Source organism: Caenispirillum bisanense (genome assembly GCF_900230255.1).
Taxonomy (GTDB): Bacteria; Pseudomonadota; Alphaproteobacteria; order Rhodospirillales; family Rhodospirillaceae; genus Caenispirillum; species Caenispirillum bisanense_A.
The window spans coordinates 281415-306628 of the sequence record NZ_OCNJ01000001.1; the positions used below are offsets into that span (position 1 = coordinate 281415).

Below are 25214 nucleotides of genomic sequence, written 5' to 3' on the forward strand. Positions count from 1 at the left end.
ACCCTTGATGCCGGGGCCGCGACGGACCGACACCGGTCGTCGACGGCCCGCATGCGCATCGTGAGGCTTTCTTGAACCGCCCGCTCATCGTCGCCCTCGCCGGGGCCGTGGTCGTCATCGTCGCCCTCATCCTCACCTTCACGGTGGGATTGGAGGAGGACGAGGACACCGCGCCGGCGCCCGTCGCCGCCACCGAGGCGCCCGCCGCCCAGACCGCCGTTCCCGCCCCGACTTCGACGACACCGTCGCCGACGACGGCCCCCGCCGTCACGCCGGCGGCGCCCGCCGAGGCCGGGCAGCCGTCGTTCGACGTCGTGCGCATCGACCGCCAGGGCAATGCCGTCATGGCCGGGCGCGCCGCCCCGGAGTCCGAGGTGGTCATCACCGACGGCGACGAGGAACTGGGCCGCGTCAAGGCCGACGCCCGCGGCGAATGGGTCTTCCTGCCCGACAAGCCGCTGCCGGCCGGCACGCGCGAGCTGGGCCTGCGCAGCATCGGCCCCGATGGCGCCACCACCGCCGTCGCCGAGGGCTCCGTCGTGCTCATGGTGCCCGAGCCGGGCGCCGGCGCCGACCGCCCGCCGCTGGCGGTGCAGACGACGCCGGGCGGGCCGAGCCGCGTGCTGCAGGCCCCCGCACCGCTGCTCGCCGACATGCGCGAGCCCGAGGACCCCGCCGCCGGCCCGACGGTCATCGACGTGGTCGACTACGACGCCGAGGGCAACCTGAGCTTCGGCGGCCGCGCCGCCCCCGGAACGGTGGTGCAGGGCTACGTCGACAACACCTTCGCCGGCCGCACCGTCGCCGGCGACGACGGCCGCTGGTCCATCACCCCCACCACGCCGGTCGTGCCGGGCGAGCACGCCCTGCGCGCCGATGCCATCGGCGGCAACGGCGAGGTCGCCTCGCGCGCCGAGATCCCGTTCCTCCGTCCGGAAAGCGTGGACGTGCCCGACGGCGAGCGCGCCGTCGTGGTGCAGCCCGGCAACAGCCTGTGGCGCATCGCCCGCCGCACGCTCGGCAGCGGCGCCGACTACACGCTGATCTACGAAGCCAACCGCGACCAGATCCGCGACCCGAACCTCATCTACCCCGGCCAAGTGATCCTGCTGCCGGGCGGCGACGGCAACGGCAACGGCTGAGCCTGCGGGCCGACGCAGGCGGCGCTCAGGCGTCGCCGGGCCGCGCCCCCGCCAGTTCCACCACCAGCGCGCCGAGCGTCTTCACCGGCACGATGATGCGCACCGGCACCGGCACGTCGAGGCCGAAGGTCTCGCCCGGCGCCAGCAGCACATCGGCGGTCACCTCCTTGCGGCTGTTCCAGCGGCGCGAGGTGCCGGCCAGCGTCTCGTAGCGCACGTCGGCCCGCCAGCCCTCACCGGCGAAGCCACCCGCGCTCACCGCCGCCGGGGCGAAGCCCGCCACCGTCAGGCGATAGAGGCGGCGGCCGTCGTAGACGGTCACCGGCTCGCCCGCCACGCCGGACGCGGCGTCGCCCGTAGCGCCGGACGCGGCGTCGCCCGTAGCGCCGGACGCGGCGTCGCCCGTAGCGGCGGCGATGAGGGTGAGCAGCGCCGACAGCGGGTCGACGCTGCCTTCGGTCAGGTGCGGCGGCACCGGCTCGCGCTCGTCGGGATCGGGCGGCGGCTCGACGCGCGCCTCGGGCAGGGGCGGCGTCTGCCACGACAGGACGGCGGTGCGCTGCTCGCCACGCCAGGTGCTGTCGCTGCGGAAGCTGTGCGGCTCGGCGCGGCCGTCGGCCTCCCCCAGGGTGCCGGCGGCGGCGGAGCGGCTGGTGAAGCTGGTGAAGGTGCCGAGCAGCCCGTCGGCCACCAGATCCGAGGTCATGCTGTAGGCCCCGCCGGCCGCTTCCGGCAGGTCGACGGCGAGGTCGGCGCGGGCGACGTCGAAGCCGCCCAGGCGGAACTGGTAGGTGAGCACGGTGTCGGCGGCGGCATGGGCCGGGCCGGCGGCGGCCAGCACGGCGGCGGCGCACAGGGAAGCGAGGGCGGCGCGGGCGGGACCGGCAGGGGACGGACGCATGGGCGCTCCTTCGGCGGGCGGCGACGGGCCGCGGCGGACGGTCTTCCCCCTATGTAGCCCCGCGGCGGCCGCCGCCAAGCCCCCGCCCCCTCAGCCGGCGGCGCGGTACTGCTTCAGCAGCGGCAGGTACGGATCCACCTTCAGCAGGAATGTGGCCAGCGTCGCCATCAGGCGGTCGGCGGTCATGGGCGGATCGAGCAACTCGCGCCCGCCGACCACGATGCGGCGGTCGCGGGTGACGTGGACCAGCGGCCCGATGTCCTCGCGCATGGCGTCGACGATGGCCTTGAGGTCAGCGAAGGCCTGCGGCTGCTCGGCGGCGTAGGGCAGGGGGCCCAGGTCGGCGGCGATGCGCACGCGCGCGCCCTCGGTGTCGTGGCGGTAGCGGGCGACGAACTCGACGTCGCGCCAGCGGAAGCGGAAGTGCTGGGTGGCGCGGTCCTGCTGGGCCAGCAGCGTGCCGTCCGCCGTCACCTTCACGTGGCGCAGGCGCATGGGCAGGCCGGCTTCGTCGATTCTCACCTTGGTCATGATGCGGCGCGGCTACTCTTGTGGAACGGCGTCGGGCCACCACTCTAGCACCGGCCGCGCCGCCTTCGCCATGCCGTTGAAAAAAGCGCCTTAACCCCGCTTGCGGCGCGGGGTAAGGTCGCAACGGCCGCCGTCCGCGCCCCGTTGTTTTCCCTCGAAGCTGGAGCCCCCTGCCCGTGACCACCGAGTTCAACGTATCCTGGCGTCGTTACCTGCTGCCGCCGCTGCATCCCGAAGGGCCGAAGTTCGTCGCGATCTTCGCCGTCATCGGCCTGCTCCTGTGGTGGGCGTGGGAGCCGCTGGGCTTCGTGGGTGCGGCGCTGACCGTCTGGTGCTTCTACTTCTTCCGCGACCCCGACCGCTCGACGCCGATCCGCTCCGGCCTGATCATCACGCCGGCCAGCGGCATCGTCAGCCTGATCACCCACGTGCCGCCGCCGCGCCAGCTGGACATGGGCGACGAGCCGCGCTGGCGCGTGTCGGTGTTCATGAGCGTCTTCGACTGCCACGTGAACCGCGTGCCGGCCGGCGGCGAGATCAAGAAGATCGTCTACGTCCCCGGCAAGTTCGTGAACGCCAGCCTCGACAAGGCGAGCGAGCACAACGAACGCAACCTGGTGCGCCTGGAGATGGCCGACGGCCGCGACATCGCCTTCGTGCAGATCGCCGGCCTGGTGGCCCGCCGCATCCGTTGCGACGCCCGCGAAGGCCAGACCTTCCGCACCGGCGAACGCTACGGCCTGATCCGCTTCGGCAGCCGCCTCGACATCTACCTGCCGCCGGGCGTCGAGCCGCTGGTCACCCTCGGCCAGTCGTGCATCTCCGGCGAGACGGTGATCGCCGACGCCCTGTCCGACGAGAAACGCCGCGAAGGGGAGGCCCGCTGAACCCATGATCGCTCCGAACCGCCGTCCGCGCCTGCGGGCCCTGCCGATCAACAAGATGATCCCCAACATGGTGACCCTGCTGGCGCTGGCCGCCGGGCTCACCTCCATCCGCTACGGCCTGCGCGGCGAGTTCGAGCGGGCGGTGGTGGCGATCATCCTGGCGGGCATCCTGGACGGCATGGACGGGCGCATCGCCCGCATGCTGCGCGGCACGACCAAGTTCGGAGCGGAACTGGACAGCCTGTCGGACTTCCTGTCCTTCGGCGTGGCGCCGGCCATGCTGCTCTACCTGTGGACCATGAACGACGCCGGCGGCGCCGGCTGGGCGCTGGTACTGCTGTTCGCCACCTGCTCCGCTTTGCGCCTGGCGCGCTTCAACACCATGCTCGGCGATCCCGAGCCGCCGGCGTGGTCGCGCAACTACTTCGTCGGCGTGCCGGCCCCGGCGGCGGCCTTCCTCGGCCTGCTGCCCATGATGCTGAGCTTCCAGCTGGGCGACAGTTTCTTCGGCGAGCCGGCGGTGGTGGCGGTGTTCATGGTCGGCGTCGGGCTGCTCATGGTCAGCCGCATGCCGACCTATTCCTTCAAGCGCGTGCACGTGCCGCGCAAGGCGGCGCTGCCCATCATGATCGTGGTCGGCCTGCTGGCGGCCTTCCTGGTCACCAACCCGTGGACGACCCTGTCGGTCATCGGGCTGGTCTACCTCGCCACCATCCCGCTGGCCTGGCGCAGCTACCATCGCCTGAAGGCCAAGAGCCGCCTCGCCGAAGCGGAGGAGGCCGCCGAGGCCGCCGACGGCCCGGCGCCTGCGGCCGCCGACGGCGAGGAGCCTGCCGACGGCGATCTCGACCGGCCGCCGCCCAGCCGCAGCTGACGCCGCCGGCGCGACTGCTCCTTCCTCCGATGCCGTCCGAGCCCGCGCCGAGCGCGGGCTCGTCCTTTAGGCGGCACTGGAGGGGGCGGCATAATGCCAAAGTAGTTTAACTTTATCTCAAGCGCGGAATGAGAGACTGTTCCGCGAAATGCGACGGCTCGACTGCGGTTCGCTATCCGATCAGGTGCGTGTGGATCCTTCTGGCGGGTGGCGGAACCCTTGCGGACGCGCGAAAATGCTGGCCCCCTACGCCGAATCCAAGCGACAATGTCGCCTTCTGAGTGCGGGCCGCGGACGTCCCTATCCCGCATAGGATGTGCGGCATGCGCCTTGCTGGGCTCCACGCGCGCCGGGCCGGTCATGCCGTCTTGCCCGGGGTCACTGTGCACCCGGGTTGCGGTGCACCACCTCCCGCCGTCACCGCCGAAGGACGATGCGGCTGTACATCGGAGTGCTCGTCATGTCCCTGTTCGCCCGCCTGAAGATCAGCACGAAGATGCTGCTCGTCATCGGCCTGCTGTCTCTCGTGGCGGTCGCCATCGCCGTCACCGGCTCCACCGGCATTTCGCGGGTCGCCGCCAATGCCGAGGAGCTTTTCGTCGCCGGCGTCGAGATGCGCGACAGCGCCCGCCTCGGCCGCAACGTCATCGAACTCAACCGTGTGGAATACGGCGTGGCGGCCGATCCGGATACCGCCGCCGCCGCCCGGGCCGACGCCGACAAGCTCATGGCCGAGTTCACGTCGCGCCTCGACGGCCTGGAAGCGACCGCCGACGACCGCCAGAAGCAGCTCCTCGCCGCCGTGGAGCAGCGCCTCACCGCCTACCGCGGTGAACTCGACGACACCCTGGCCGTCGCCGGCAAGGTCGCCGCCGCGGTCGAGATCTCCGAGGCCCAGCGCGAGGTGCTGGCGTCGGTGGAGGCCAGCCGGGTCGCAGCCCGTGCCCTGCGCGATCAGGTGACGGAGTACATCGAATACACCACGGCGAAGGGCGAGAGCCTGAACACCGCCTCGCGCGCCGACTCGTCGTTCTTCTCCACCGTCATGGTGGTGGTGGCGGCGGTGGGCGTCGTCGCCGGCTTCATCGGCGGCATGCTGGTGTCGCGCTTCGGCATCGTCGGCCCGATCACCCGCATCGTCGCCGTGCTGCGCGAACTGGCCGGCGGCAATCTGTCCGTCACCGTGCCCGGCGCCGACCGCAAGGACGAAATCGGCGACATCGCCCATGCCACCCTGGTGTTCCAGCAGAACATGGTCCGCAACAAGGAGATGGAGGCGGAGGCCAAGGCCGCCGAACTGCGCTCCGCGGCCGAGCGCAAGCGCGCCATGAACGAGATGGCCGACAGCTTCGAGCGCACGGTGAACACCGTGGTCGAGGCCGTCTCCGCCGCCGCCGCCGAACTGCAGGCCAGCGCCGAGAGCATGTCGGCCATGGCCGAGGAGACCTCGCGCCAGTCCACCGCCGTCGCCGCGGCCTCGGAACAGGCGACCACCAACGTGCAGACGGTGGCGAGCGCCGCCGACGAGCTGTCCGCCTCCATCACCGAAATCTCGCGCCGCGTCGCCGACGCCAGCCGCATGTCGGCGGAAGCCGACAGCCAGGCCCAGGCCGCCGTGTCCGAGGTGCAGGGCCTCGCCCAGGCCTCCGCCAAGATCGGCGAGGTGGTCAGCCTCATCACCGACATCGCCGAGCAGACCAACCTGCTCGCCCTGAACGCGACCATCGAAGCGGCCCGCGCCGGCGACGCCGGCAAGGGCTTTGCGGTCGTGGCCAACGAGGTCAAGGCGCTGGCCAACCAGACGGCGCGCGCCACCGACGAGATTTCCGGCCAGATCCAGGCGGTGCAGCAGGCGACCAAGCACGCCGCCGGCACCATCGACGCCATCGGCGGCACCATCCGCGGCCTGACCGAAATCTCGGCCGGCGTCGCCTCGGCGGTGGAGGAGCAGAACGCCGCCACCCAGGAAATCGCCCGCAACGTCGATCAGGCCGCCATCGGCACCCGCGAAGTGTCGTCCAACATCGAAGGCGTCCGCCAGGCCGCCGGCGAGAGCGGCGCGGCGGCGGGGCAGGTGCTGTCCTCTGCCGGCGAACTGTCCCGGCAGGCCGCCACGCTGAAGTCCCAGGTCCGCGAGTTCATCGCCACCGTCCGGGCGGCGTGAGGGTGGGGTAGAGAAAGCGGCGTCTTCGGACGCCCTTTCTCGTCTGCCGTCGGCGCGAGCCGGGGAGAACGGCTCCGGCCGGTGCTCAGGGTGCGCCCGGCTTGTCGGGCGTCAACAACTCGATCTTCAGCTCACCGCCGACGGCGCGGGCTGCCTTCGCCATCATTTCCAGCGACACGCCGACGTTCGCGGGGTCGAGCACCCGGTCCAATTGGCTGCGGCTGGTGCCCATGCGGGCTGCCATGGTCGTCTTGCTGATGTGTTGGGACTTGCGCAGTTCGTCCATCTGCCAGGCGAGCACGGCCTTGGTGGCCGCCGCGTACACCTCGTCCTTCTGGCCCGTCTCCGCCAGCAGCGCTTCCAGCGTCTCGCCGGCGGGATCGATCGCGTCGTGATTGCTCATGTCCTGCCCTTCGTCATGACGGTTGCCCGCTGCCGCGGCGCGTGCGGAAGTCCTTCCAGCGCTCCAGCGCTAGATCGATGGTGCGGTGCTGCCGGTCCTTGCCGCTGTGGGCGGCCAGCAGGATCATGTCGCCACCCTCGACGGCGAAGTAGGTGCGCGCCTCCACCTTGCCTCGGGCGATGGTGGAGCGGACTTCCCACAGACCATTCCCGAGCGGCGCACATACCGGCATCCCGACGGGCCAGCCGTACTCCACCTTGGCGATGTCGACGCCGACGATGCGACGATCGTCCGCCGGAAGCGACAGCAGCCAGTCCTTGATCGGCTGTCCGCCCGTCGCGGTCCTGTAGAAGCGCGCCGTGATCCGCTTCATGCCCGCTCCCGTGCTTTGTACCGCATAAGGTACGTTGCGTCAACGACCCTCCGTCGCTGTCCATGACGAGTGGCATCTTCTGGATTGTTCGTCCACGAAAAAAGCCGCGCAGCGGGTGCTGCGCGGCTTTCCCCTGGGCGGCGCGGGTTTACGCCCGCGCCAGCTTCGCCTCGCGGCGGCGGTCGCGCCATTGGCGGGCCTTCACGCGCAGCATGAGCGCGCTCGGCGTCACGATCAGCGTCAGCACCGTCGCGAAGGTCAGGCCGCAGACCAGGGCGGTCGACAGCTGCGACCACCACTGCATGCTGGGCGCGCCGATGGAGACGTGGCGGTTCACGAAGTCGATGTTCACCTGGAACATCATGGGCAGCAGGCCGAGGCCGGTGGTGATGGTGGTCAGCATCACCGGCCGCAGGCGCTGCACGCCGGTCCGCAGGATGGCCTCGTGCTGGTCGGCGATGTCGTGCTTCAGGCGGTCGTAGGTGTCGATGAGCACGATGTTGTTGTTCACCACGATGCCCGCCAGCGCGATCACGCCGATGCCCGACATGATGATCCCGAAGGGCTGCTGGAAGATCAGCAGGCCGAGGAACACGCCGATGGTCGACATGATGACGGCGCTGAGGATCAGGAAGGCCGAGTAGAAGCTGTTGAACTGCGTCACCAGGATGATCGCCATGAGGAACAGGGCGATGCCGAAGGCCTTCATGAGGAAGGCCTGGCTCTTGGCCTGTTCCTCGTCCTCGCCCTTGAACTCGTAGCCGAGGCGCGGGTCGAGGTCGGCGTCGGCCATCCAGGCCTGCAGTTCCGCCAGCTTGTCGGCCACCAGCAGGCCCGGCGCCACGTCGGCGCCCACCGTCACCACCTGCTGGCCGTCGACGCGGCGGATCTCGCCGGTCTTGGGCTGGGCCTCGCGCTGCACGAAGGCGCCCACCGGCACCGTGCCCTCGGCGGTGTTGACGGTGATGCGGTCGAGCTGGTCGAGCGAGCGGTAGGCCTCCGGGTAGCGGGCCACCACGTCGATCTCGTCGTCGCTGTTGTCGGGGCGGTAGGAGGTGAACTTGAGGCCGTTGGTGACCATCTTCACCATGTCGCCCACCGACCGCACGTCGATGCCGAACTTGGCGGCCTGGGCGCGGTCGACGGTGATTTCCCACTCGATGCCCGGAATGGCGCGGCTGTCCTCGATGTCGGTGAAGCCGCCCAGGCTCTCCATGCCGGCCCGCAGCTTGGCGGCGGTGGCGTAGAGGGCGTCCTTGTCGATGCCGGTGATCTGCACCTGGATGGGCTTGCCGACCGGCGGCCCCTGTTCCTGCTCGCGCACTTCGACGGTGATGCCGGCGAACTCCGGCGCCTGGGTGCGCACGCGGATGTCTTCCAGGATCTGGCGGGCGGGGCGGCGGGTCTCCCAGTCGGTGAAGTCGATGCCGACGGAGCCCACCACGTCCTCCGGCGCCTCGCGGTCGGCGGCGTTCAGGCCGGTCTTGACGTAGAGGCTCTCGATGCCGTCCATCTCCAGCACCGCTTCCTCCACCTGGCGCACCAGGGCGTCCTTCTCGTGGACCGAAAGGTTGCCGCGGGCGTGGACGTAGAGGAAGGCCTGCTCGGGTTCGATGTTGGGGAAGAACTCTACGCCGCGGCCCAGCGCGCCGTAGAGCACCTGGCTGCCGATCAGCAGGCCGACGGCCGCCAACACCACCTTGCCCGGATGGCGCAAGGTGACGTCGAGGACGCGGGCATAGGCGCCGGTGACGCCGCGCAGGTCGCGCACGTCGCCTTCCTCGCTGGCGGCGATGGCCTTCATGGTCTCGGGGTCGGACTCGCCCGGCTTGCCGAAGATGGCGCCCAGCGTCGGCACGAAGATCAGCGCCATGAACAGCGAGGCCGTCAGGGTCGCCAACAGGGTATAGGGCAGGTACTTCATGAACTCGCCCACCACGCCGGTCCAGAACGCGAGCGGCAGGAAGGCGGCGAGCGTCGTGGCGGTGGAGGCGATGACCGGCCAGGCCATGCGCTTGCCGGCGAGGGCATAGGCCTCGCGCCGGTGCAGGCCCTCGGTCATCTTGCGGTCGGCGTATTCGGTGACGACGATGGCGCCGTCCACCAGCATGCCGACGGCCAGGATGAGGCCGAACAGCACCACCATGTTGATGGTCAGGCCGGCGGCACCGATGACCAGGATCGCCATGAGGAACGAGCCCGGGATGGCGATGCCCACCAGCAGGCCCGACCGCAGGCCGAGCGCGCCCACCACCAGCACCATCACCAGCAGCACGGCGGCGATGACGTTGTTGGTCAGGTCGTTCAGGCTGTTGCGGATCTCGGTCGACTGGTCCTGCATGTAGGTGACGTCGATGCCGACCGGCCAGGTCTGGCGTTCGCGCTCGACGACCGCACGCACGGCGGCGACCGTGTCGATGATGTTCTCGCCGGTGCGCTTGACCACCTCGACCGTCAGGCCGGGCTGGCCGTTGACGCGGGCGAAGCCCTCCGGGTCCTCGAAGGCGCGGCGGCCGTCGCCGATGTCGGCCAGGCTGACGATGGCGTTGCCCTGCACCTTGATGGGCAGGTTCATGACTTCCGGCACCGTCTCGATCAGGCCGGGCACCTTGACGGCGAAGCGGCCGGCGCCGGTATCCAGGTTGCCGGCGGCCACCAGGGTGTTGTTGCCGGAAAAGAAGGTGACGAAGTCGTTGGCCGACAGGTTGTAGGCTTCCACCAGCGTCGGGTCGATGATGACCTGGCCCTGTTCCTCGCGGTCGCCGCCGACGTTGGCTTCCAGAACCTGCGGCAGGCCCTCGATCTCGTCTTCCAGGTCGTTGGCGACGGCGAGCAGGGTGCGTTCCGGCACGTCGCCCGACAGGGCGATGACCAGCACCGGGAACAGGCTGAAGTTGACCTCGCTGACGATGGGCTCATCGGTGTCGTCGGGCAGTTCCGCCTTGGCCTTGTCGACCTGTTGGCGCACGTCGTCGAGCGCCTGGTCGGCGTCGAACCCCGCCTCGAACTCGAGCAGCACGTTGGCGCCGCCCTCGTAGGCGGTGGAGCGCATCTCCTTGACGCCCTCCACCGTGCGCAGCTCCTTCTCCATGGGCTTGACGAGCATGCGCACGGCGTCGTCGGGCGCGATGCCGGTGTGGACCAGGGAGACGTAGATCACCGGAATGTTGATGTCCGGCGCCGATTCCTTGGGAATCTGGATGAAGGTGATGGTGCCCGCCAGCAGGATCAGCACGAGCGTCGAGAGGACCGTGCGCGCGTGATGGATGGCGGCGTCGATGAGGGCGTTCATTGGGCGGCCCCCGTCTGGTCCGGCAGCACGGCCTGGCCGAGCGCGGCACCGGGCGCCAGGGCGCCCTGCGGCGCCGTCGGGGCCGGCGCCAGCACCGGCTGCACTTTGTCACCGGCGCCGACGAACTCCTGGCCGACGGTGATGATGCGCACCCGCTCCGGCAGGCCGGTCAGCCACACCGCTTCGGGCGTCGCCGCCATCATGTCGACGGGGTGGAAGTGCACCACGTCCTGGTCGTCCACGGTCTTGACGCCGACCACGCCGGCGTCGTCGAGCGTCAGCAGGGCGGGCGACAGGCGGTGCGCCGCCACATGGCGCAGCGGCAGGCGGATCTCGGCCGTCTGGCCCTCGCGCAGGCGCATGTCGGGGTTGGGCACTTCCAGTTCCACCGTGAAGGTGCGGGTGGCGGGGTCGGCGACCGGGGCGACGAAGGTCACCTTGCCGTCCAGCTCCGGCCCGTTGAAGATGCTGGCGTGGCCGACGGCGCCCGGCTCGATCTCGCCGACGCGGCGCTCGGCGATGTCGGCGCGGATGACCAGCGGGTCGAGGTCGACGATGGACGCGACCTCGGCGCCGGGCGACAGCACGTCGCCCACTTCCACCGGCCGACCGGCCAGCACGCCGCCGAAGGGCGCGCGGATGGTGGTGCGCGCGATGTCGAGTTCGATCTCGGCGAGGTCGGCGCGGGATTCTTCCAGGGTGGCACGGGCCTCGGCCAGCTTGACGCGGCTGGCGAAGTTGCGCGCCTGCAGGTCGCGGGCGGCGTCGTACTCGATGCGCGACTGCTCCACCTTGGCCTCGGCGCGCTGCAGGCGGGCCTTGCGGTCGTCCATGGCGATGGTGAGGATCACGTCGCCGGCGGCGACGATGTCGCCCTTGCGCTTCTCGACGCTCGCGACCTGGCCCGAGGTCTCGGCCCGCACCGTCAGGGTGCGGTCGGCGACGGTGCGGCCGCTGGCGATCAGGCTGTCGACGCGCTCCTGCGCGACGGACTCGGCCACGCGCACGGGCGTCAGGGCCTTCGCCTCGTGGGCGGCCTCGGCGGCGGGGGAGTCGGCGGGGGGCGGTGCACCATCGGCCATGAGGCCGGATCCGATCCAGGCCACGGCGGCGATCAGGATGCCGGCGGCGATGATGTAAGAACGGCGCATGGGGGTCACTTCGCGGCTGTGCGGGAACTGCCGCCGAGGCCGCGGTCGGCGCCCCCCGACGCCTCCGCGGTTCCGGCGGAAGACCCGCTGGTGGTGGTGTCTCGACCGGCGGCGATGGCGGCCACCAACGCATCGCCATGGCGGTCGATATGGTCGATCACGGCTTGGTATACGGTGAGACCGAGGCCGTGGACGAAACGCGGCCCGGCCGGCATGTCGGCGGGGTCGCAGGCGAGCATCTTGTCCAGTTCCGCCTGATGGGCGGCGCGGTGCTGGCGGAGCAGCCAGCGGATGCGCTCGGCCGGGATCAGCTCGGCGAGCGTCAGCATGAACAGGGTGTCGGAACGATACCGGTCGGCCTGCGGCTCACCCAGGAGGGCCTGGGCGAGGGCCGCCACGCCGGCGTCGGTCAGGCGGTAGACCTTCTTGTCCGGCCGTCCCGACTGCTCCTCGGCGGTGCATTCCACCAGCCCGTCGGCCAGCAGTGCCGTCAGCGCCGGGTAGATGGAGCCGAAGCCGATCGGGTGCAGGGTGGCATAAGCCCCCTCCTCGAACAGCTTGCGGATCTCGTAGCCCGACGCGGGGCCGCAGGTGAGCGCCCCGAGGCACAGGGTCTTGGCGTCCATGAAGTCTCCGGACCTATCGACTCGATATAGGTGTTCTATCGGGGCGATATATAGCGGGCCGATATAGGGGCCGCAAGCGACATTTCCGTGAGCGGGCACAGACCGCTGCCTCCTTCGCGCAATGCGCGCACCATAGTCCTGCGTCCGACGCCATATTGCAATGCAGCATTCGCAGTCGCAGCGCCGGCTGGGCCACGCTATACTGCGCCCGGAAGCTGGCGTCCCCCTGCCAATGGAGAGCTGCGTGAGCCTGGAGATCCTGCGTGCCGTGCCCGACGACCCCGCCCTGGCGGAGCTGGCGGCGCGACGGCCGCCGCTGCTGTTCGTGCACGGCGCCTTCTGCGGCGCCTGGATCTGGCAGGAGCACTTCCTGCCGTACTTCGCCGAGCGCGGCTGGGAGGCTGCGGCGGTGTCGCTGCGCGGCCACGGCGGCAGCGGCCGGCGCGACGATCTGGACCAGTATGGCCTGCGCCACTTCCTCGACGACGTCGGCGAGGCCATGACGCGGCTGAAGCGGCCGGCCGTGCTGATCGGCCATTCCATGGGCGGCATGGTGGTGCAGAAGGCCATGGACGCGGCGCCGCCGGGCGCTCCGGCAGCGGCCGGCGTGGTGCTCATGGCATCGCTGTCGCCATGGGGCCTGTGGCCGACCGGCGCCTTCATGGCGACCGCCCGGCCGGACCTGCTGCGCGAGATCGCCATGATCCAGCTCATCGGCCCGGAGGCGGCGACGCCCCAGGGCATGCAGGCCGCCATGTTGAGCGACCACGTCGCCCCGGAGGACGCCGTCCGCTGGTTCGCGCTCATGCAGCCGGAGTCGCGGCTGGCGACGGCGCAGCTGACCTGGCTGGTGCCGCCGCTGCCGACCCTTCTGCCCGAGTCGCGGCCGCCCCTCTTCGTGCTGGGGGCGGAAAACGACGTATTCGTGCCGCCCCTGGTTGTCGAGGCGACGGCGCGCTACTATCAGGCGGAGTCGGTGGAGATCATGCCGGATACCGCCCACGCCATGATGCTGGAGCCCCATTGGCGGCAGGCGGCGGAACGGCTGGAGGGCTGGCTCGCCCGCTTCGACGCGCCGGCGGTGTCGCGGCGGCGGAGCCGTGCCGCCTGAGTGGGTGGTGGGGGCAACTATTACCTATTGCGGATGAGGTGGTTTTCCGGCCTTTATTCTTGTGAAGAGGGAAGAAGGCGACGGCCACATGAGGGACAGGGGGGCGGACCCGACATCCGGCGACCGGCCGGATTTCGCGGCGGTCTTCGCGCAGAGCGGCGAAGGCCTGCTGGTGTGCGGCCTCGACGGCGTGGCCGTGGCCGCCAATCGGGCCTTCTGCGATCTCGTCGGCCGGTCGCGCGGCGAGGTGCTCGGCCGCCCCTTCACCGACTTCGTCGAAGGCCGCGACCGCGTCGCCCTGGTGCAGCGGCTGGACCGTCTGCGCAGCGGCCCCTTGCGGGTGCTGCGGCGCGACACCCGCTTCGTCAACGCCCGCGGCCACGTGGTGTGGACCGCCCTGTCGGTGTCGCTGGTCGGGCCGGAGGACGGCGACGACGGCGACGGCCGCGAATACTTCGGCATCCAGGTGCGCGACATCAGCGACGCCAAGCAGCTGGAGCAGATGCTGCTCGACAGCGAGCGGCGTCACCGCACCATCTTCTCCGCCCTGTCGGAAGGCTTCGCCCAGGTCGACGGCGACGGCCGCATCGTCGAGGTCAACGACGCCCTGTGCGGCATGCTGGGCGTCGGGCGCCCGGACATCGTCGGGCGGCCGCTCACCCAGTTCCTGACCGGCGAAGGCGCGGCGACGCTGGCCATCGAGCTGGACCGCCGCGACGGTCTCATGGACCGTGCCTTCGGCCTGTCGTTCCGCCACGCCGAGGGGCGCGAGGTACTGACCCAGGTCTATCCCGCCGGCCTCGCCGATCGTCTGGGCGCATCCGGCGGCACCGTCACCGGCGGCTTCATCGCCGTCATCGTCGACACCACCGAGCGCAGCCTGGCCGAACGCTCGCTCGCGGCCAGCGAGGAACGCTACCGCACCCTGGTGGACAGCATGCAGGACGGCCTGCTGCAGGTGCGCGACGGACGGCTCGAGTTCGCCAACGAGGCGGCGGCGCGCATGGTAGGCAGCACGCCGGCGGCGCTGGTCGGGCGCACCTTCATGTCCATGGTGGCGCCGGAGGATCAGCCCATGCTCGCCGACCGCTACGAGCGGCGCCTGCGCGGCGAGGTCCTGCCCAAGGAATACGAGGCGCGCCTGCTGCGCGCCGACGGCAGCCGCGCCGTCGTCAACCTGCACACCGCCCAGACCGGCGCCCGCGACGGCGGCCGCATGCACATCACCACCATGAAGGACGTCACCGAGCGCAAGCGCATCGAGGACGAACTGCGCAAGCTGTCCTCGGCGCTCGATCAGTCGGCGGCGGCGGTGGTCATCACCGACGCCCGCGGCATCATCGAATACGTCAACGACCGCTTCACCAAGCTGACCGGGTGGGATGCGGCCGACGTGCTCGGCCGGCCGGCGGAGTTCCTCGCCGACCCCGACGGCGGCCCGGAGGCCGACGCCATGGCCAAGGCCATGCAGCAGGGCCGGCTGTGGAAGGGCGAGGCGCGCTGCCGTCGCAAGACCGGCGAGGTCTATTGGGAGCACACCTCCATCGCCCCGGTGCGCGACGCCCGCGGCGGCATCACCCATTACGTGGCGGTGAAGGAGGACATCACCCGCCGCAAGGAAAGCGAGGCGCGCGTCTGGCAGCAGGCCAACTACGACGCCGTGACGGCGCTGCCCAACCGCGTGCTGTTCCAGGACCGCCTGGCGCAGAGCGTGACACGGGCGCGGCGGCGGGACGAGCGGCTGTGCGTCATGTTCATCGACCTCGACCGCTTCAAGTACGTCAACGACACGCTCGGCCACGAGGCGGGCGACGAGCTGCTGCGCGAGGTGGGCGTGCGGCTGGCCACCTGCGTGCGTGAAAGCGACACGGTGGCGCGGCTGGCCGGCGACGAGTTCACGGTGCTGCTGCCCGACCCCGGCGCCGACAAGGACATCACGGCCGTCGCCGTGCGGATCCTCGAGGCCCTGCGCGAGCGCTTCCTCATCGCCGGCGGGCGCGAGGTCTTTGTCGGCGGGTCCATCGGCGTCGCGCTGTTCCCGCAGGACGGCGAGGACGCCGGCACGCTGCTGAAGAACGCCGACACCGCCATGTACCGGGCCAAGGAGAACGGCCGCAACACCTACCAGTTCTACACCGCCGAGATGAACGCCGAGGCGGTCAACCGCCTGATGCTGGAAACCGACCTGCGCCGGGCGGTGGAGCAGGGCGAGCTGGTGGTGCACTTCCAGCCGGTGGTCGACGCCGCCGCCCGCGCCGTCACGGGGGCGGAGGCGCTGGTGCGCTGGCGCCACCCGCAGCGCGGCCTGGTGGCGCCGGGCGAGTTCCTGCCCATCGCCGAGGAGATCGGCCTGATCCAGGACATCGGCCGCATGGTCCTGCGCACCGCCTGCGCCGAGGCCGCCGCCTGGCGCGCCGCCGGGTTCGAGGGGCTGACGGTATCGGTTAACATCGCCGACCGCCAGGTCACCACCGGGCGCCTGCACGTGGTGGTGAACGAGGTGCTGGCGGAAACCGGCCTGCCCGCCGAGGCGCTGGCGGTGGAGGTGGGCGAGAGCCTTCTCGTGCGCGACCTGCCGATCATCGACGAGGTGCTGGGCGGCATCAGCGCCCAGGGCGTCAAGCTGGTCATCGACGACTTCGGCACCGGCTATTCGTCGCTGCAGCACCTGCGGCGCTTCCCCTTCCGCACCCTCAAGCTCGACCGCTCCTTCGTGCGCGACGTGTTGCAGGACGCCGAGGACAAGGTGCTGGTGGAGACGGTGATCGCCATGGCCCGCAAGCTGGGCCTGTCGGTGGTGGCCGAGGGCGTCGAGACGGCGGCGCAGCTGGACTGGCTGCTCGGCCAGTACTGCGACCTGTTCCAGGGCTTCCTGTTCGGCCGCCCGCTGCCGCCGGAGGAGTTCCGCGCCCTGCTCGGCCGCCCGCTGCGGGAAGTCGAGGCCGTCATCGGCTGATCGCGCCGACCGCGACGCCATGGCCCGGACAAGGGTGAGGCGTCTGGTGGGGGGGATACCAGACGCCTCGGGAGGGGATACCGATAGGGCCGTGCAGGCCGGTGCGGGTATCGCATCTTCAACGCCGGCGGCGGACGCCGGTTGCAGCGCTGAAGAAGATTTTTTCACGCCGCGGCGCCGGCCGTCGCACCCCCTTGGAAAGGCGCCCGCCACGCACGATACTGATGGGACGGACCAGCCTCTTCCACGTCTCCTCGGCAGGGGGTGATCGACCGCCATGATTTCCGACCAGGACGCCCTGCGCGTCATTTCCACCGCCATCGACCGCATGGGCATCCTGTGCCAGGGGCTCGACCGCACGCGGTTCATCGACAAGTTCGAGAAGGATTGGGTGTTCGCCTCGGCGGTGTCGTTCCAGCTCGTGCAGATCGGCGAGCTGGTGAGTGGCATGATGGCCGGCGGCCGCACCGGGCGCGGCCGCGACGCCATGCCCGTGGCCGGGCACCCGGAAGTGGACTGGCAGGGCTTCGTCGACCTGTCGGAAACCCTGCTCGACACGCCGCCGCGCGCCACCCCCGGCCCGGTGTGGCAGCAGATCGAGGTGGAACTGCCGACCCTCGCCCAGGCCATCCGCGGCCTGGTGCGCTGACGGCATGGGACTGGCGCGGGCTCTCGTCACCACCGCGACCAGCCTGGGGCTGCTGGCGGCCCTGGCCGCCTGCACCGCCGCCGACGAGGGCGGCCCGGTGGCCGAGGCGCCGCAGGTGCTCGACGGCTATCTGGTCTACGGCGAGCCGCTGATCCTGCCGCCCGAGGCGGTGGCGGAGGTGCGCCTCCTGCGCCGGAACGGTCCCGTCGCCGGGGTGGAGGTCGTCGCGTCGGCCGACACGCCAGGGCCCTTCGTGCCGCCCATCCCCTTCCGCCTGCTCTACGACCCGCTGTACCTGCGCAACAGCGGCGGCGGCACGCTGGTGCTGACGGCGGTGATCGAGCTTTACGGCCGCATCCTGTTCCGCGCCGAGCCGCCGCTGCCGGTGGTGCTGCCGCTGGCGGCGGCGGACCAGCCGGTGGTGGTGCCCCTGACCGGGCAGTGGGGCGTGGTGGAGATCAGCGCCCCGACGCCGCTCCCGTCTCCCGCGCCGCATCGCGCGCCGCCGTTGCAGGACGGCTGACCGGCGCCCCGCCGTCGACTCCGGCACCCGCACCCGCACTCCCGCCGCCGCCGCCGAACATGCTCTGCGCCTGCTGCACGATGCGGCTCGACATGGCCTTTTCGCCGAGGCCGCAGAAGGCGCCCACCAGCAGGGCGATCATCCAGCTGTCCTCGATGCGGCCGCCGTCGAAGGTGCCGACGGTGATGACGATGAGGTCGGTGAGCAGCACGAGGCCGACCACCAGCGTCAGCAGCCCGACGAACAGCAGGCGCATGTCGGCGTCCAGGCTGTCCTCGCGCATGCGGGCGAGGTCCTCCAGGGTCGGCGCGCGCCGGCTGGCTCCCACCGACAGCCACGCCCCGATCATGGCCCCTGCCCACATGAGCGGCAGGTTGTGCAGATCGAAGGGCTCCAGCAGGCCGCGGCCGATCTGCTCGACGATCAGTGCCGCCACGTGCACCAGCAGGGCGGCGAAGACGTGCAGGAAGGCCCGCGTGCCCAGCCGCTTCAGGTAGCCGTTCACGATGGCCGGGCCTTCGCGATAGACGATCTCCTCGCGCACCGCCTGCAGGTCGGGGCGGGCGACCTCGGGGTAGGCGGGCGTCACCAGTCCGACGCGGGCGGCGCTGTAGATGCGGTTGAAGTATTCCCCGAAGCGGCGCGTCACCGCCGGGTCGTCGCTGTCCGGCGGCAGGATGATGCGCAGGCTGGTGAGCGTCGAGTCGATGGCGGTCTTCAGCGCTTCCTGGTCGGGCGGCACGGTGCCGGTGTTGGGCACCACCCGGAACCCGATGTCCGTCGGGAAGCCGCAGGCCGGGTCGGGCGGGGCCGCCAGGGCGAAGGTGCCGAGGCGGTCGCCGGTGGCCGCGACGGCGCCGTCGTCGCCGGCTGCCTCCATCGGCGCCACCAGGAAATCCGCCATTCCGGCGGCGGTGCCGCCGGTGCCGCCGTCGCCGGCGGCCGGTGTCGCATCCATCATTCCCCGACCTCCCCCTGCCGCGGGCCGACGGCCCATGCGGATGCAACTTTATGAACTTTCCAAGTGCAGGATGCAACCTGAGTTGGGCGGGTTTATCCTCTTCAGGGTGGTGCGTGATCTTCCGTGCCACCGAAGAAGGGGGAAGTCCGATGCCTTTGAACGTTCTGCCGGAAAACCACCCGGTGCTCCAGGGCGCCATGAACCCGCCGGTCATGGCCATCGGCGACAGCCTGTACAACGGGGTGCGCTCGCTGAGCATCACCGCCGAGCTGGCGCGCCAGTCGGTGCCGGCGCAGGTGGCGGCCGCGCTCGGCGTCAGCGGGTTCCGTGTGCCCAACTACCCGCGGCCGGTGCTGTTCGACCTGGAGGACTGGGTGCGCAACGGCGGCCTCAGCCTGTCGTCGTTCCAGCAGGGCATGGTCGCCAACGCCCAGGCCTGGATCAATTCCGGCCCCGAATGGTCCTACGACCTGCTGCACGACAACCTCGCCATCGCCGGTGCCGAGTACGCCAACCTGTGGACCGACACCGCCGCCGCCCTGAAGGCGCAGGTGCCGGGCGCCCTGGCGACGCTGCAGAGCGGCACCGGCCTGTCCTACGACGGTGTGGGCAAGCTCTACTACGGCATCAACGGCGCCTTCGTGCTGAACCCGTCGGGTCACCACGACCTCGACGACCTGACGCCGCTGGAGTGGGTGGCGAGCCGCAAGCCGCAGCGCCTGCTCATCAGCATCGGGTCCAACAACGGGCTGTTCCGCGCCGGCATCTCGGGCATCTACGACCGCACCTGCCAGCAGACCATGGCCGCCATTCCCGACGCGGCGGCGCAGCTGGTGGACGAGATGGTGAAGACCGGCTACGTGCCGCCCCGGATCTACATGACCAAGCTCATCAAGCCGTCGACCATCTGCAACCTGATGCCGCGCGAGGACTATACCCAGCTGCCGGACGGTAAACAGTACTTCGACAAGTACCTGGCGCGCCTGGGCGGCGGCATCGCCTTCATCAGCGGTGAGCAGATGGCCGCCTTCGACGCCGCCGTCGCCGACCTCAATGCCAAGGTCGGAGCGGCGATGCGGACGGAACTGGCGAAGCTGGGCGGCGACAAACCCGTCCTCACCATGGTCGACGTCTACGGCATGGCCGAGGCGCTCGACGCCAAGCACCTGCCGCGCCAACCGTCCATGCCGGTGCGGGTGAAGACGCGCCGCGGCCTGACCCAGACGCTGAGCAACATCCCGCTGTCCATCGGGCTGTTCGGCGGCTTCGACCACGGCGGACTGTTCGGCCTCGACAACATGCACCCGACCGTGCCGGCCTATGCCCTGTTCGCCAACACGGTGCTGGATGCCATCGAGACGGGCGAGCCGGGGGTGCAGGTCACCCGCCGCGACGTGCAGGCCGCCTTCCAGGCCGACAGCCTGCTGCAGAACCCGCCGGGCAACTGGGACTTCGTCGCCATCCTGGCGGCCCTGCTGGGCTCGCTCGGGGTCCTGTGACGACGGCGGGGGAAGGCGGGGCCTGCCGGCCCGCCTTCCCCCGTGTTCACTCCAGGCTGCGGCCTCAGCGGTTGCGGCCGTGGTAGTCCGGGTTCGGCATCATCTCGGTCGCGTGGGCGACGCGGTTGGTATAGTTGTAGAACCCCACCGTGTCGGCGATGTCGAAGATGTCGGCGTCGCTGAAGCCGACGTCGCGCAGGCCCTGGCGGTCGGCTTCGTCGACGTCGATGGGCGCCGTCGTCAGCTTCCACGCGAAGTCGAGCATGCGGCGCTGGCGCGGTTCGAGGTCGGCGGCGCGGTAGTTCATGGCCAGCATCTCGCCGAGCTGCGCGTCACCGGAAAGCTGGCGCACCGCCTGCCCGTGGGCGACCAGGCAGTAGTAGCAGTGGTTGGCCGACGAGACGACCACCGCGATCATCTCGCGCTCCAGCTTCGACAGGCCGCTCTCGGCCAGCATGATCTCGTTGTAGTGACGGGAGAAGCTGCGCAGCTTGTTAGGCTTCATGGTGTAGGCGCGCAGCACGTTCGGCACGAAGCCGATCTTCTCCTCGCAGACCTGGAAATACTTCTCCAGATCCTCGCCCAGTTCCTGGTCGTCGGGCAGGGCGAGGCGGATGACGTGGTCGGGCTGCGGCATGAACGGGTCCTCCCTGGTGTTGTTCTGGTTCAGGCGTCCCGAAGGTACCAGAGGAGGTCGCGGTCCGAAACTTCGGCCATGAAGGTCTCGCACTCCGCCCGCTTCACGCAGGTGTAGATGCGCACGAAGTCGTCGCCGAGGTAGCGGCGCAGGACGATGCTGGCGTCGAAGCGGGCGATGGCGTCGCGCCAGTCGGTGGGCAGCGGCTCGCCCGGCTGGTCGTAGCCGTTGCCCTCGATGGCCGGCGGCGGGGCCAGGCCCTCGGTGATGCCGTGGTGCAGGCCGGCGAGCACGGCGGCGGCGACGATGTAGGGGTTGGCGTCGGCGCCGGCGGTGCGGTGCTCGATGTGGCGGGTGGCCGGGTCGCCGCTGGTCACGCGCACGGCGACGGTGCGGTTGTCGATGCCCCAGGTCTTGGTGGTCGGCGCGTAGGAGCCTTCGCGGAAGCGGCGGAAGCTGTTGGCGCCGGGGGCGAAGACGGCGACGGCGTCCTGCATGGTGTCGAGCAGCCCGGCCACCGCCTTGCGCAGCAGCGGCCCGCCGTCTGGCTCGGTGCCGGCGAACTGGTTGGCACCCGCCTCGTCGCCCAGGCTGACGTGCAGGTGCATGCCGCTGCCCGATTCCTCGGTGATGGGCTTGGCCATGAAGCTGGCGAGCAGGCCGTGCTTCTGCGCCAGCGCCTTGACCAGCCGCTTCAGCATGATCGCCTCGTCGACGGCGCGCAGCGGATCGGCCTTGTGGTGCAGGGTGAGTTCCCACTGGCCGGCGGCGAACTCGCTGATGGCGGTCTCGGCTGAAATGCCCTGGGCCTCGGCGCAGTCGTAGAGTTCGTCGAAGAAGGGCGCCATGTCCTCGATGGCGGTGGTGTGGCAGACCTGGCTCTGCGCCGGCCGCTCCTGCGACAGGAAGCCGCGGGCGGGCTGCAGCTCGCCGTAGGGGCCGCGCTCGCGGTCGAACAGGTAGAACTCCAGTTCGCAGGCCATGACGGGGTGGAAGCCGTCGGCCTGCAGGCGCTCGGTCACGCGCTGCAGGGCGGCGCGCGGGCAGGCGTGGATGGCGGGCACGCTGGTCGGATCGACCGCCAGAAGCACCTGCGCCGTCGGCACGGCGATCCACGGACAGCGCACCAGGGTGCCGGCGATGGGCCGCAGCGTGCAGTCCTTGTCGCCCACCTCCCACAGCAGGCCGGCTTCGGCGACGTCGACGCCGCGGATGGTCATGGACAGGGTGGAGGTCGGCAGCGGCCGCCCGGTGCGATAGACGGCCTCCAGCTCGTGCGCCTGCACCGCTTTGCCGCGGAAGGTGCCCGTCACGTCGGTGAACAGCAGATGGACGCGGCGGATGTCGGGGTTGGCGGCGAGGAACGCGCGCGCCTCCGAGACGTCGGCAAAGTGGCTCATGGATGGATCACCTGGTGGTCAGTTGGGCGAGGGCGTCGTCGAAGGCGGCCAGCAGCCGGTCGACGTCGGCCTCGGTGGTGGCGGGGCTGCACAGCGTCATGTTGTGGAACGGTGTGATGACGAGGCCCCGGTTGAGCAGGAACAGATGCAGGGCGCGCTCCACGGCCGGGCGGAAGGCCGCCTCGGCCTCGGCGCCGGTGCGCGGCGGGGTGGCGCGGAACTGGAACTCGCAGCGGGCGCCGAGGCGGGTGACGGTCCACGGCTGGCGGTGGCGTGCGATCACCGCCTCCAGCCCGTCGGCGAGGCGGTTCGCCAGCGCGATCATGTGCGAATAGGCGGCGGGTGTGGCCACGTCCTCCAGCGTCGCGCGCATGGCGGCGAGCTGCAGCGGGTTGGCCGACAGGGTGGTGCCCATGCCGGAATGGCCGTGGCCGCCAGCCGCGGAAGCGCGGGCGTGGGCCTCGGCCATGCGGGCGGCGACCTCGGCCGTGGCGCCGTAGACGGCGGCGGGCAGGCCGCCGGCGATGGGCTTGCCGAGGACGAACATGTCGGGCTCCAGCCCGTACGTGCGCGTATATCCGCCGGGACCGGTCGAGAAGGTGTGCGTCTCGTCGACGATCAGCAGGGTGCCCGCGGCGCGGGTGAAGGTGCGCAGGGTGTCGAGGAAGCCGTCGTCGGGCAGTACCATGCCGCAGTTGGTCAGCGCCGGCTCGGTCAGCACCGCGGCGACGTCGCCCGGCGCCAGGGCGGCGGCGAGCGCCGTCGGGTCGTTGAAGGGCACCACGCGGGTCGACCGCGACAGGTCGTGCACCTGGCCGAGCAGGCCGGGGCGCGGTTGCGTCTCCCCGCCGGGGCCGAGGCGCACCATGGCGTCCTCCACCGTGCCGTGGTAGCAGCCGTCGAACACCACCACCACCGGGCGGCCGGTGACGGCGCGCGCCCAGCGCAGGGCGTAGCGGTTGGCGTCGGTGGCGGTGGCGCAGACCTGCCAGACGGGCAGGCCGAAGCGCTCCGCCAGCAGGCGCCCTACGGCGGCCGCGTCCTCCGAGGCCAGCATGGCGGTCAGCCCGCGGGCGCCGCGCTCGGCCAGCACCCGCGCCACCGGGGCCGGCGAATGGCCGAACATGGACCCGGTGTCGCCCAGGCAGAAGTCGGTGTAGCGCAGGCCGTCGGCGTCGGTGAGGGTGGCGCCCTCGGCTTCCTTCAGAAACAGCGGGAAGGGCGTCGGCCAGTCCGCCATCCAGTGCATGGGCACGCCGCCGTAGAAGTGGGCGCGGGCCTCCTCGGCCAGGCGGCGCGAGGCGGGGCGGGCGGCGGCATAAGCCTCCGCCTCCCGCGCATAAAGCGCATCGGCGGCGGCGTCGGAGACCTCGGACGGGGCGACGGTGCTCAAGATTTGCGGACCTCGCGATGAGAATATTGAACAGTGTGTGCGAGGCCGCGGGAAATGACAAGAGGGTGCGCAACCCGCCCTTCCGGGGCAGGGTGGTCCGCCTTGTGCTCGGTTGCGGCCGGTGCGCCGCCCGGCCGACCATGACGGACAGGCCGCCGGGGAGGTTCCGCCATGATCCGAGCATCGACCACGACCGCCGCCGTCGCGCTGCTCGCCGCCGCCGTCGCGCCGGCCCCGTCCGCCGCCCAGGACCCGGCGGCCGCAGAGGCGGCGCCGGTCGGGCGGGCGGAATTCCTCACCAGTTGCGCCCCCTGCCACGGCAAGGCGGGCAAGGGCGACGGGCCGGTGGCGCGCTACCTGGGCGACACCTTCCCCGACCTGACCGGCCTCGCGGCCCGCAACGACGGGCGCTTCCCCGTGGTGGAGGTGTTCCGCACCATCGAGGGCACACCGGACCTGGAAGCCCACGGTGAGCGCCTGATGCCCGTGTGGGGCACGCGCTACATGGTGGAAGGCCTGATGGAGGACGTGCCCCTGACCCTCGACACCCGCCGCCAGATCGTCGCCGGGCGCATCGTCGAGCTGGTCACCTACCTGCAGTCCATCCAGGACCCGCCGGGGCAGGAACCGCCCCTGCTGTCGCGGTAGGGGGAATCACGCCAGCGTCGCCAGATAATCCTCGAAACGGCGGCCGGGGAGGGGGGCGAAGGTGGCGCCGGTCGGGGTGACGGCAGCGATGCGGTCGAGGCGGAAATCGCGGAAGGCGTCGCGCGTCTCGCACCACGCCGTCAGCAGCCATACGGTGTCGAAGGCGGTCAGGCCGAGGGGGTGAACCGTGCGATCGCTGGCGCGGCCGGCGGCGTCGCGGTAGGCGAGGCGCAGGATCATCCGGTCGCGGACGGCGGTGCGCAGCACGTCCAGGTTACGGCGACCGTCGTCGGCTCCCTCTGCCGTCGGCGCGGCGCCGCGGCTGGCGGCCCGCCACGGCAGGCGGGTATAGGCGTCACGGCGATCCTCCGGCAGGGCGGCGGCGATCTTGCCCGTCACCCGCCGCGCCGCCTGCGCCAGCGGCGCATCGCCGCGGGCCGCCACCAGCCGCAGGCCGAGCATCACCGCGTCCAGTTCATCGGCGTCGAAGGACAACGGCGGCAGGAAGGCGCCTTTCTCCAGCCGGTAGCCGACGCCGGCCTCGCCGCGCACCGGCACGCCCATGCCCTGCAACGTCGCCATGTCGCGGTAGAGCGTGCGCACCGACACGCCCGTCTCCGCCGCCAGCACCTCCGCCGAGACGGGGGCGGAGCGGCGGCGCAGGTGGTCGAGCAGGGACATGAGGCGGTAGGTGCGCATGGCGGGGTCCGGCGAACCATCCTGACGAAAACCGTCAGGAGGGGCGGCCTATGGTTCTCCCGTTCCCCTCACCGGTCAACAGGAGACCACCGGACATGCCCATGCACATGCAGGGATTCGAACTGGGCCGCTTCCGCCTGAAGGCGGGCGTCCAGGAAGCGCAGCTGATCGCGGCCAGCCGCGCCATGGAAAGCCGCCACCTGGCGCACCAGGACGGCTTCGGCAGCCATCACGTGGTGGCGCTGGGCGACGGGCGGTATCTCGATGTGGTGCTGGCGACCAGCCAGGAGGCGGCGGAACGCATCTGCGCCTCCTGGCTCGGTCAGCCGGATTGTGAGGCCTTCCTCGCGCTCATCGAAGCCGAGAGCATGGAGTTCGGCCGCATTCTCTGACG

Annotated in this window: 23 protein-coding genes; 11 read left to right on the top strand and 12 right to left on the bottom strand. The window is 71.1% G+C overall.

The features are described from left to right. The first annotated feature begins 71 nt into the window (after positions 1 to 71). The gene (locus CRP50_RS01415) at positions 72 to 1142 is read left to right on the top strand and encodes a LysM peptidoglycan-binding domain-containing protein (RefSeq protein WP_245913330.1); all 1071 of its coding nucleotides are present in this window, start codon (positions 72 to 74) and stop codon (positions 1140 to 1142) included. A 25-nt stretch (positions 1143 to 1167) separates the two neighbouring features. Here CRP50_RS01415 and CRP50_RS01420 read toward each other — a convergent pair whose 3' ends face one another. Next, positions 1168 to 2043, bottom strand: coding sequence for a DUF3108 domain-containing protein (locus CRP50_RS01420; protein WP_097277184.1), 876 nt, complete (start codon positions 2041 to 2043; stop codon positions 1168 to 1170). Positions 2044 to 2133: 90 nt separating this feature from the next. Beyond that, the gene (locus CRP50_RS01425) at positions 2134 to 2574 is read right to left on the bottom strand and encodes a hypothetical protein (protein WP_097277185.1); all 441 of its coding nucleotides are present in this window, start codon (positions 2572 to 2574) and stop codon (positions 2134 to 2136) included. A gap of 176 nt (positions 2575 to 2750) precedes the next feature. Between CRP50_RS01425 and CRP50_RS01430 the strand changes: the two genes are divergently transcribed. From CRP50_RS01430 to CRP50_RS01440, 3 genes are all read left to right on the top strand, one after another. Then, the gene (locus tag CRP50_RS01430) at positions 2751 to 3461 is read left to right on the top strand and encodes a phosphatidylserine decarboxylase (RefSeq protein ID WP_097277186.1); all 711 of its coding nucleotides are present in this window, start codon (positions 2751 to 2753) and stop codon (positions 3459 to 3461) included. A gap of 4 nt (positions 3462 to 3465) precedes the next feature. Then, entirely contained in the window at positions 3466 to 4335 is an 870-nt protein-coding gene (gene pssA / locus CRP50_RS01435) for a CDP-diacylglycerol--serine O-phosphatidyltransferase (protein ID WP_097277187.1), read from the top strand. Between the two features lie 460 nt (positions 4336 to 4795). Next, entirely contained in the window at positions 4796 to 6499 is a 1704-nt protein-coding gene (locus CRP50_RS01440) for a methyl-accepting chemotaxis protein (protein ID WP_176524975.1), read from the top strand. A gap of 85 nt (positions 6500 to 6584) precedes the next feature. On the opposite strand, the gene CRP50_RS01445 is transcribed toward CRP50_RS01440, so the two are convergent. The 5 genes from CRP50_RS01445 to CRP50_RS01465 all read right to left on the bottom strand — a co-directional run bounded on the left by CRP50_RS01445 (position 6585) and on the right by CRP50_RS01465 (position 12344). Continuing rightward, positions 6585 to 6902, bottom strand: a complete 318-nt coding sequence (locus tag CRP50_RS01445) for an XRE family transcriptional regulator (RefSeq protein ID WP_097277189.1) — start codon at positions 6900 to 6902, stop codon at positions 6585 to 6587. Between the two features lie 13 nt (positions 6903 to 6915). Further along, positions 6916 to 7275 carry a type II toxin-antitoxin system RelE/ParE family toxin gene (locus CRP50_RS01450; protein WP_097277190.1) on the bottom strand — a complete coding sequence of 120 codons (360 nt, stop codon included), beginning with the start codon at positions 7273 to 7275 and terminating at the stop codon, positions 6916 to 6918. Between the two features lie 148 nt (positions 7276 to 7423). After that, positions 7424 to 10567: an efflux RND transporter permease subunit gene (locus CRP50_RS01455; RefSeq protein WP_097277191.1), complete on the bottom strand. Its 3144-nt coding sequence runs from the start codon at positions 10565 to 10567 to the stop codon at positions 7424 to 7426. Next, positions 10564 to 11718, bottom strand: a complete 1155-nt coding sequence (locus CRP50_RS01460; protein ID WP_097277192.1) for an efflux RND transporter periplasmic adaptor subunit — start codon at positions 11716 to 11718, stop codon at positions 10564 to 10566. The genes CRP50_RS01455 and CRP50_RS01460 overlap by 4 nt, the downstream gene beginning before the upstream one ends. A gap of 5 nt (positions 11719 to 11723) precedes the next feature. After that, positions 11724 to 12344 carry a PadR family transcriptional regulator gene (locus CRP50_RS01465; protein WP_097277193.1) on the bottom strand — a complete coding sequence of 207 codons (621 nt, stop codon included), beginning with the start codon at positions 12342 to 12344 and terminating at the stop codon, positions 11724 to 11726. 244 nt (positions 12345 to 12588) lie between these two features. Between CRP50_RS01465 and CRP50_RS01470 the strand changes: the two genes are divergently transcribed. The 4 genes from CRP50_RS01470 (at position 12589) to CRP50_RS01485 (ending at position 17583) form a co-directional block, all read left to right on the top strand. Then, positions 12589 to 13455 carry an alpha/beta hydrolase gene (locus CRP50_RS01470; RefSeq protein WP_176524976.1) on the top strand — a complete coding sequence of 289 codons (867 nt, stop codon included), beginning with the start codon at positions 12589 to 12591 and terminating at the stop codon, positions 13453 to 13455. A gap of 88 nt (positions 13456 to 13543) precedes the next feature. Next, positions 13544 to 16411, top strand: coding sequence for a PAS domain S-box protein (locus CRP50_RS01475; RefSeq protein ID WP_097277195.1), 2868 nt, complete (start codon positions 13544 to 13546; stop codon positions 16409 to 16411). Positions 16412 to 16688: 277 nt separating this feature from the next. Beyond that, the gene (locus CRP50_RS01480) at positions 16689 to 17060 is read left to right on the top strand and encodes a hypothetical protein (protein WP_097277196.1); all 372 of its coding nucleotides are present in this window, start codon (positions 16689 to 16691) and stop codon (positions 17058 to 17060) included. A gap of 4 nt (positions 17061 to 17064) precedes the next feature. Next, complete coding sequence (locus CRP50_RS01485) at positions 17065 to 17583, top strand: YbaY family lipoprotein (protein ID WP_097277197.1); 519 nt, start codon at positions 17065 to 17067, stop codon at positions 17581 to 17583. Here the strand turns inward: CRP50_RS01485 and CRP50_RS01490 are convergent. Continuing rightward, positions 17519 to 18544 carry a hypothetical protein gene (locus CRP50_RS01490; RefSeq protein WP_097277198.1) on the bottom strand — a complete coding sequence of 342 codons (1026 nt, stop codon included), beginning with the start codon at positions 18542 to 18544 and terminating at the stop codon, positions 17519 to 17521. The two genes, CRP50_RS01485 and CRP50_RS01490, sit on opposite strands and share 65 nt — an antisense overlap. A 149-nt stretch (positions 18545 to 18693) precedes the next feature. On the opposite strand from CRP50_RS01490, the gene CRP50_RS01495 reads away from it, so the two are divergent. Further along, entirely contained in the window at positions 18694 to 20043 is a 1350-nt protein-coding gene (locus tag CRP50_RS01495; protein ID WP_141415047.1) for a hypothetical protein, read from the top strand. Positions 20044 to 20107: 64 nt separating this feature from the next. Here the strand turns inward: CRP50_RS01495 and CRP50_RS01500 are convergent, their stop codons facing one another. The 3 genes from CRP50_RS01500 to CRP50_RS01510 are packed head-to-tail and all read right to left on the bottom strand — an operon-like array spanning position 20108 to position 23473. Next, a complete protein-coding gene (locus tag CRP50_RS01500) occupies positions 20108 to 20680 on the bottom strand; it encodes a peroxidase-related enzyme (protein ID WP_097277200.1) in 573 nt (190 codons plus the stop codon). Positions 20681 to 20709: 29 nt separating this feature from the next. After that, on the bottom strand, positions 20710 to 22080 hold the full coding sequence (locus CRP50_RS01505) for a glutamine synthetase family protein (protein ID WP_097277201.1): 1371 nt from the start codon (positions 22078 to 22080) through the stop codon (positions 20710 to 20712). A 7-nt stretch (positions 22081 to 22087) separates the two neighbouring features. Next, positions 22088 to 23473 (bottom strand): aspartate aminotransferase family protein, encoded by a 1386-nt coding sequence (locus tag CRP50_RS01510; protein WP_097277202.1) that lies wholly within the window; start codon positions 23471 to 23473, stop codon positions 22088 to 22090. A gap of 171 nt (positions 23474 to 23644) precedes the next feature. Between CRP50_RS01510 and CRP50_RS01515 the strand changes: the two genes are divergently transcribed. Continuing rightward, entirely contained in the window at positions 23645 to 24121 is a 477-nt protein-coding gene (locus CRP50_RS01515) for a c-type cytochrome (RefSeq protein ID WP_097277203.1), read from the top strand. Positions 24122 to 24127: 6 nt separating this feature from the next. On the opposite strand, the gene CRP50_RS01520 is transcribed toward CRP50_RS01515, so the two are convergent. Next, on the bottom strand, positions 24128 to 24820 hold the full coding sequence (locus CRP50_RS01520; RefSeq protein WP_097277204.1) for a helix-turn-helix transcriptional regulator: 693 nt from the start codon (positions 24818 to 24820) through the stop codon (positions 24128 to 24130). Between the two features lie 95 nt (positions 24821 to 24915). On the opposite strand from CRP50_RS01520, the gene CRP50_RS01525 reads away from it, so the two are divergent. Further along, entirely contained in the window at positions 24916 to 25212 is a 297-nt protein-coding gene (locus tag CRP50_RS01525) for a hypothetical protein (RefSeq protein WP_097277205.1), read from the top strand. The last annotated feature ends 2 nt before the right edge of the window (positions 25213 to 25214 follow it).

Excerpts from the sequence above, each read along its gene's own strand:
- CRP50_RS01490 (WP_097277198.1), bottom strand. The coding sequence starts at position 18,544 with ATGATGGATGCGACACCGGCCGCCGGCGACGGCGGCACCGGCGGCACC.
- CRP50_RS01480 (WP_097277196.1), top strand. The coding sequence starts at position 16,689 with ATGATTTCCGACCAGGACGCCCTGCGCGTCATTTCCACCGCCATCGAC.
- CRP50_RS01525 (WP_097277205.1), top strand. The coding sequence starts at position 24,916 with ATGCCCATGCACATGCAGGGATTCGAACTGGGCCGCTTCCGCCTGAAG.
- CRP50_RS01440 (WP_176524975.1), top strand. The coding sequence starts at position 4,796 with ATGTCCCTGTTCGCCCGCCTGAAGATCAGCACGAAGATGCTGCTCGTC.
- CRP50_RS01500 (WP_097277200.1), bottom strand. The coding sequence starts at position 20,680 with ATGCCGCAGCCCGACCACGTCATCCGCCTCGCCCTGCCCGACGACCAG.
- CRP50_RS01520 (WP_097277204.1), bottom strand. The coding sequence starts at position 24,820 with ATGCGCACCTACCGCCTCATGTCCCTGCTCGACCACCTGCGCCGCCGC.
- CRP50_RS01485 (WP_097277197.1), top strand. The coding sequence starts at position 17,065 with ATGGGACTGGCGCGGGCTCTCGTCACCACCGCGACCAGCCTGGGGCTG.
- CRP50_RS01455 (WP_097277191.1), bottom strand. The coding sequence starts at position 10,567 with ATGAACGCCCTCATCGACGCCGCCATCCATCACGCGCGCACGGTCCTC.
- CRP50_RS01425 (WP_097277185.1), bottom strand. The coding sequence starts at position 2,574 with ATGACCAAGGTGAGAATCGACGAAGCCGGCCTGCCCATGCGCCTGCGC.
- CRP50_RS01515 (WP_097277203.1), top strand. The coding sequence starts at position 23,645 with ATGATCCGAGCATCGACCACGACCGCCGCCGTCGCGCTGCTCGCCGCC.
- CRP50_RS01505 (WP_097277201.1), bottom strand. The coding sequence starts at position 22,080 with ATGAGCCACTTTGCCGACGTCTCGGAGGCGCGCGCGTTCCTCGCCGCC.
- CRP50_RS01465 (WP_097277193.1), bottom strand. The coding sequence starts at position 12,344 with ATGGACGCCAAGACCCTGTGCCTCGGGGCGCTCACCTGCGGCCCCGCG.
- CRP50_RS01445 (WP_097277189.1), bottom strand. The coding sequence starts at position 6,902 with ATGAGCAATCACGACGCGATCGATCCCGCCGGCGAGACGCTGGAAGCG.
- CRP50_RS01420 (WP_097277184.1), bottom strand. The coding sequence starts at position 2,043 with ATGCGTCCGTCCCCTGCCGGTCCCGCCCGCGCCGCCCTCGCTTCCCTG.
- CRP50_RS01495 (WP_141415047.1), top strand. The coding sequence starts at position 18,694 with ATGCCTTTGAACGTTCTGCCGGAAAACCACCCGGTGCTCCAGGGCGCC.
- CRP50_RS01475 (WP_097277195.1), top strand. The coding sequence starts at position 13,544 with ATGAGGGACAGGGGGGCGGACCCGACATCCGGCGACCGGCCGGATTTC.
- pssA (WP_097277187.1), top strand. The coding sequence starts at position 3,466 with ATGATCGCTCCGAACCGCCGTCCGCGCCTGCGGGCCCTGCCGATCAAC.
- CRP50_RS01460 (WP_097277192.1), bottom strand. The coding sequence starts at position 11,718 with ATGCGCCGTTCTTACATCATCGCCGCCGGCATCCTGATCGCCGCCGTG.
- CRP50_RS01450 (WP_097277190.1), bottom strand. The coding sequence starts at position 7,275 with ATGAAGCGGATCACGGCGCGCTTCTACAGGACCGCGACGGGCGGACAG.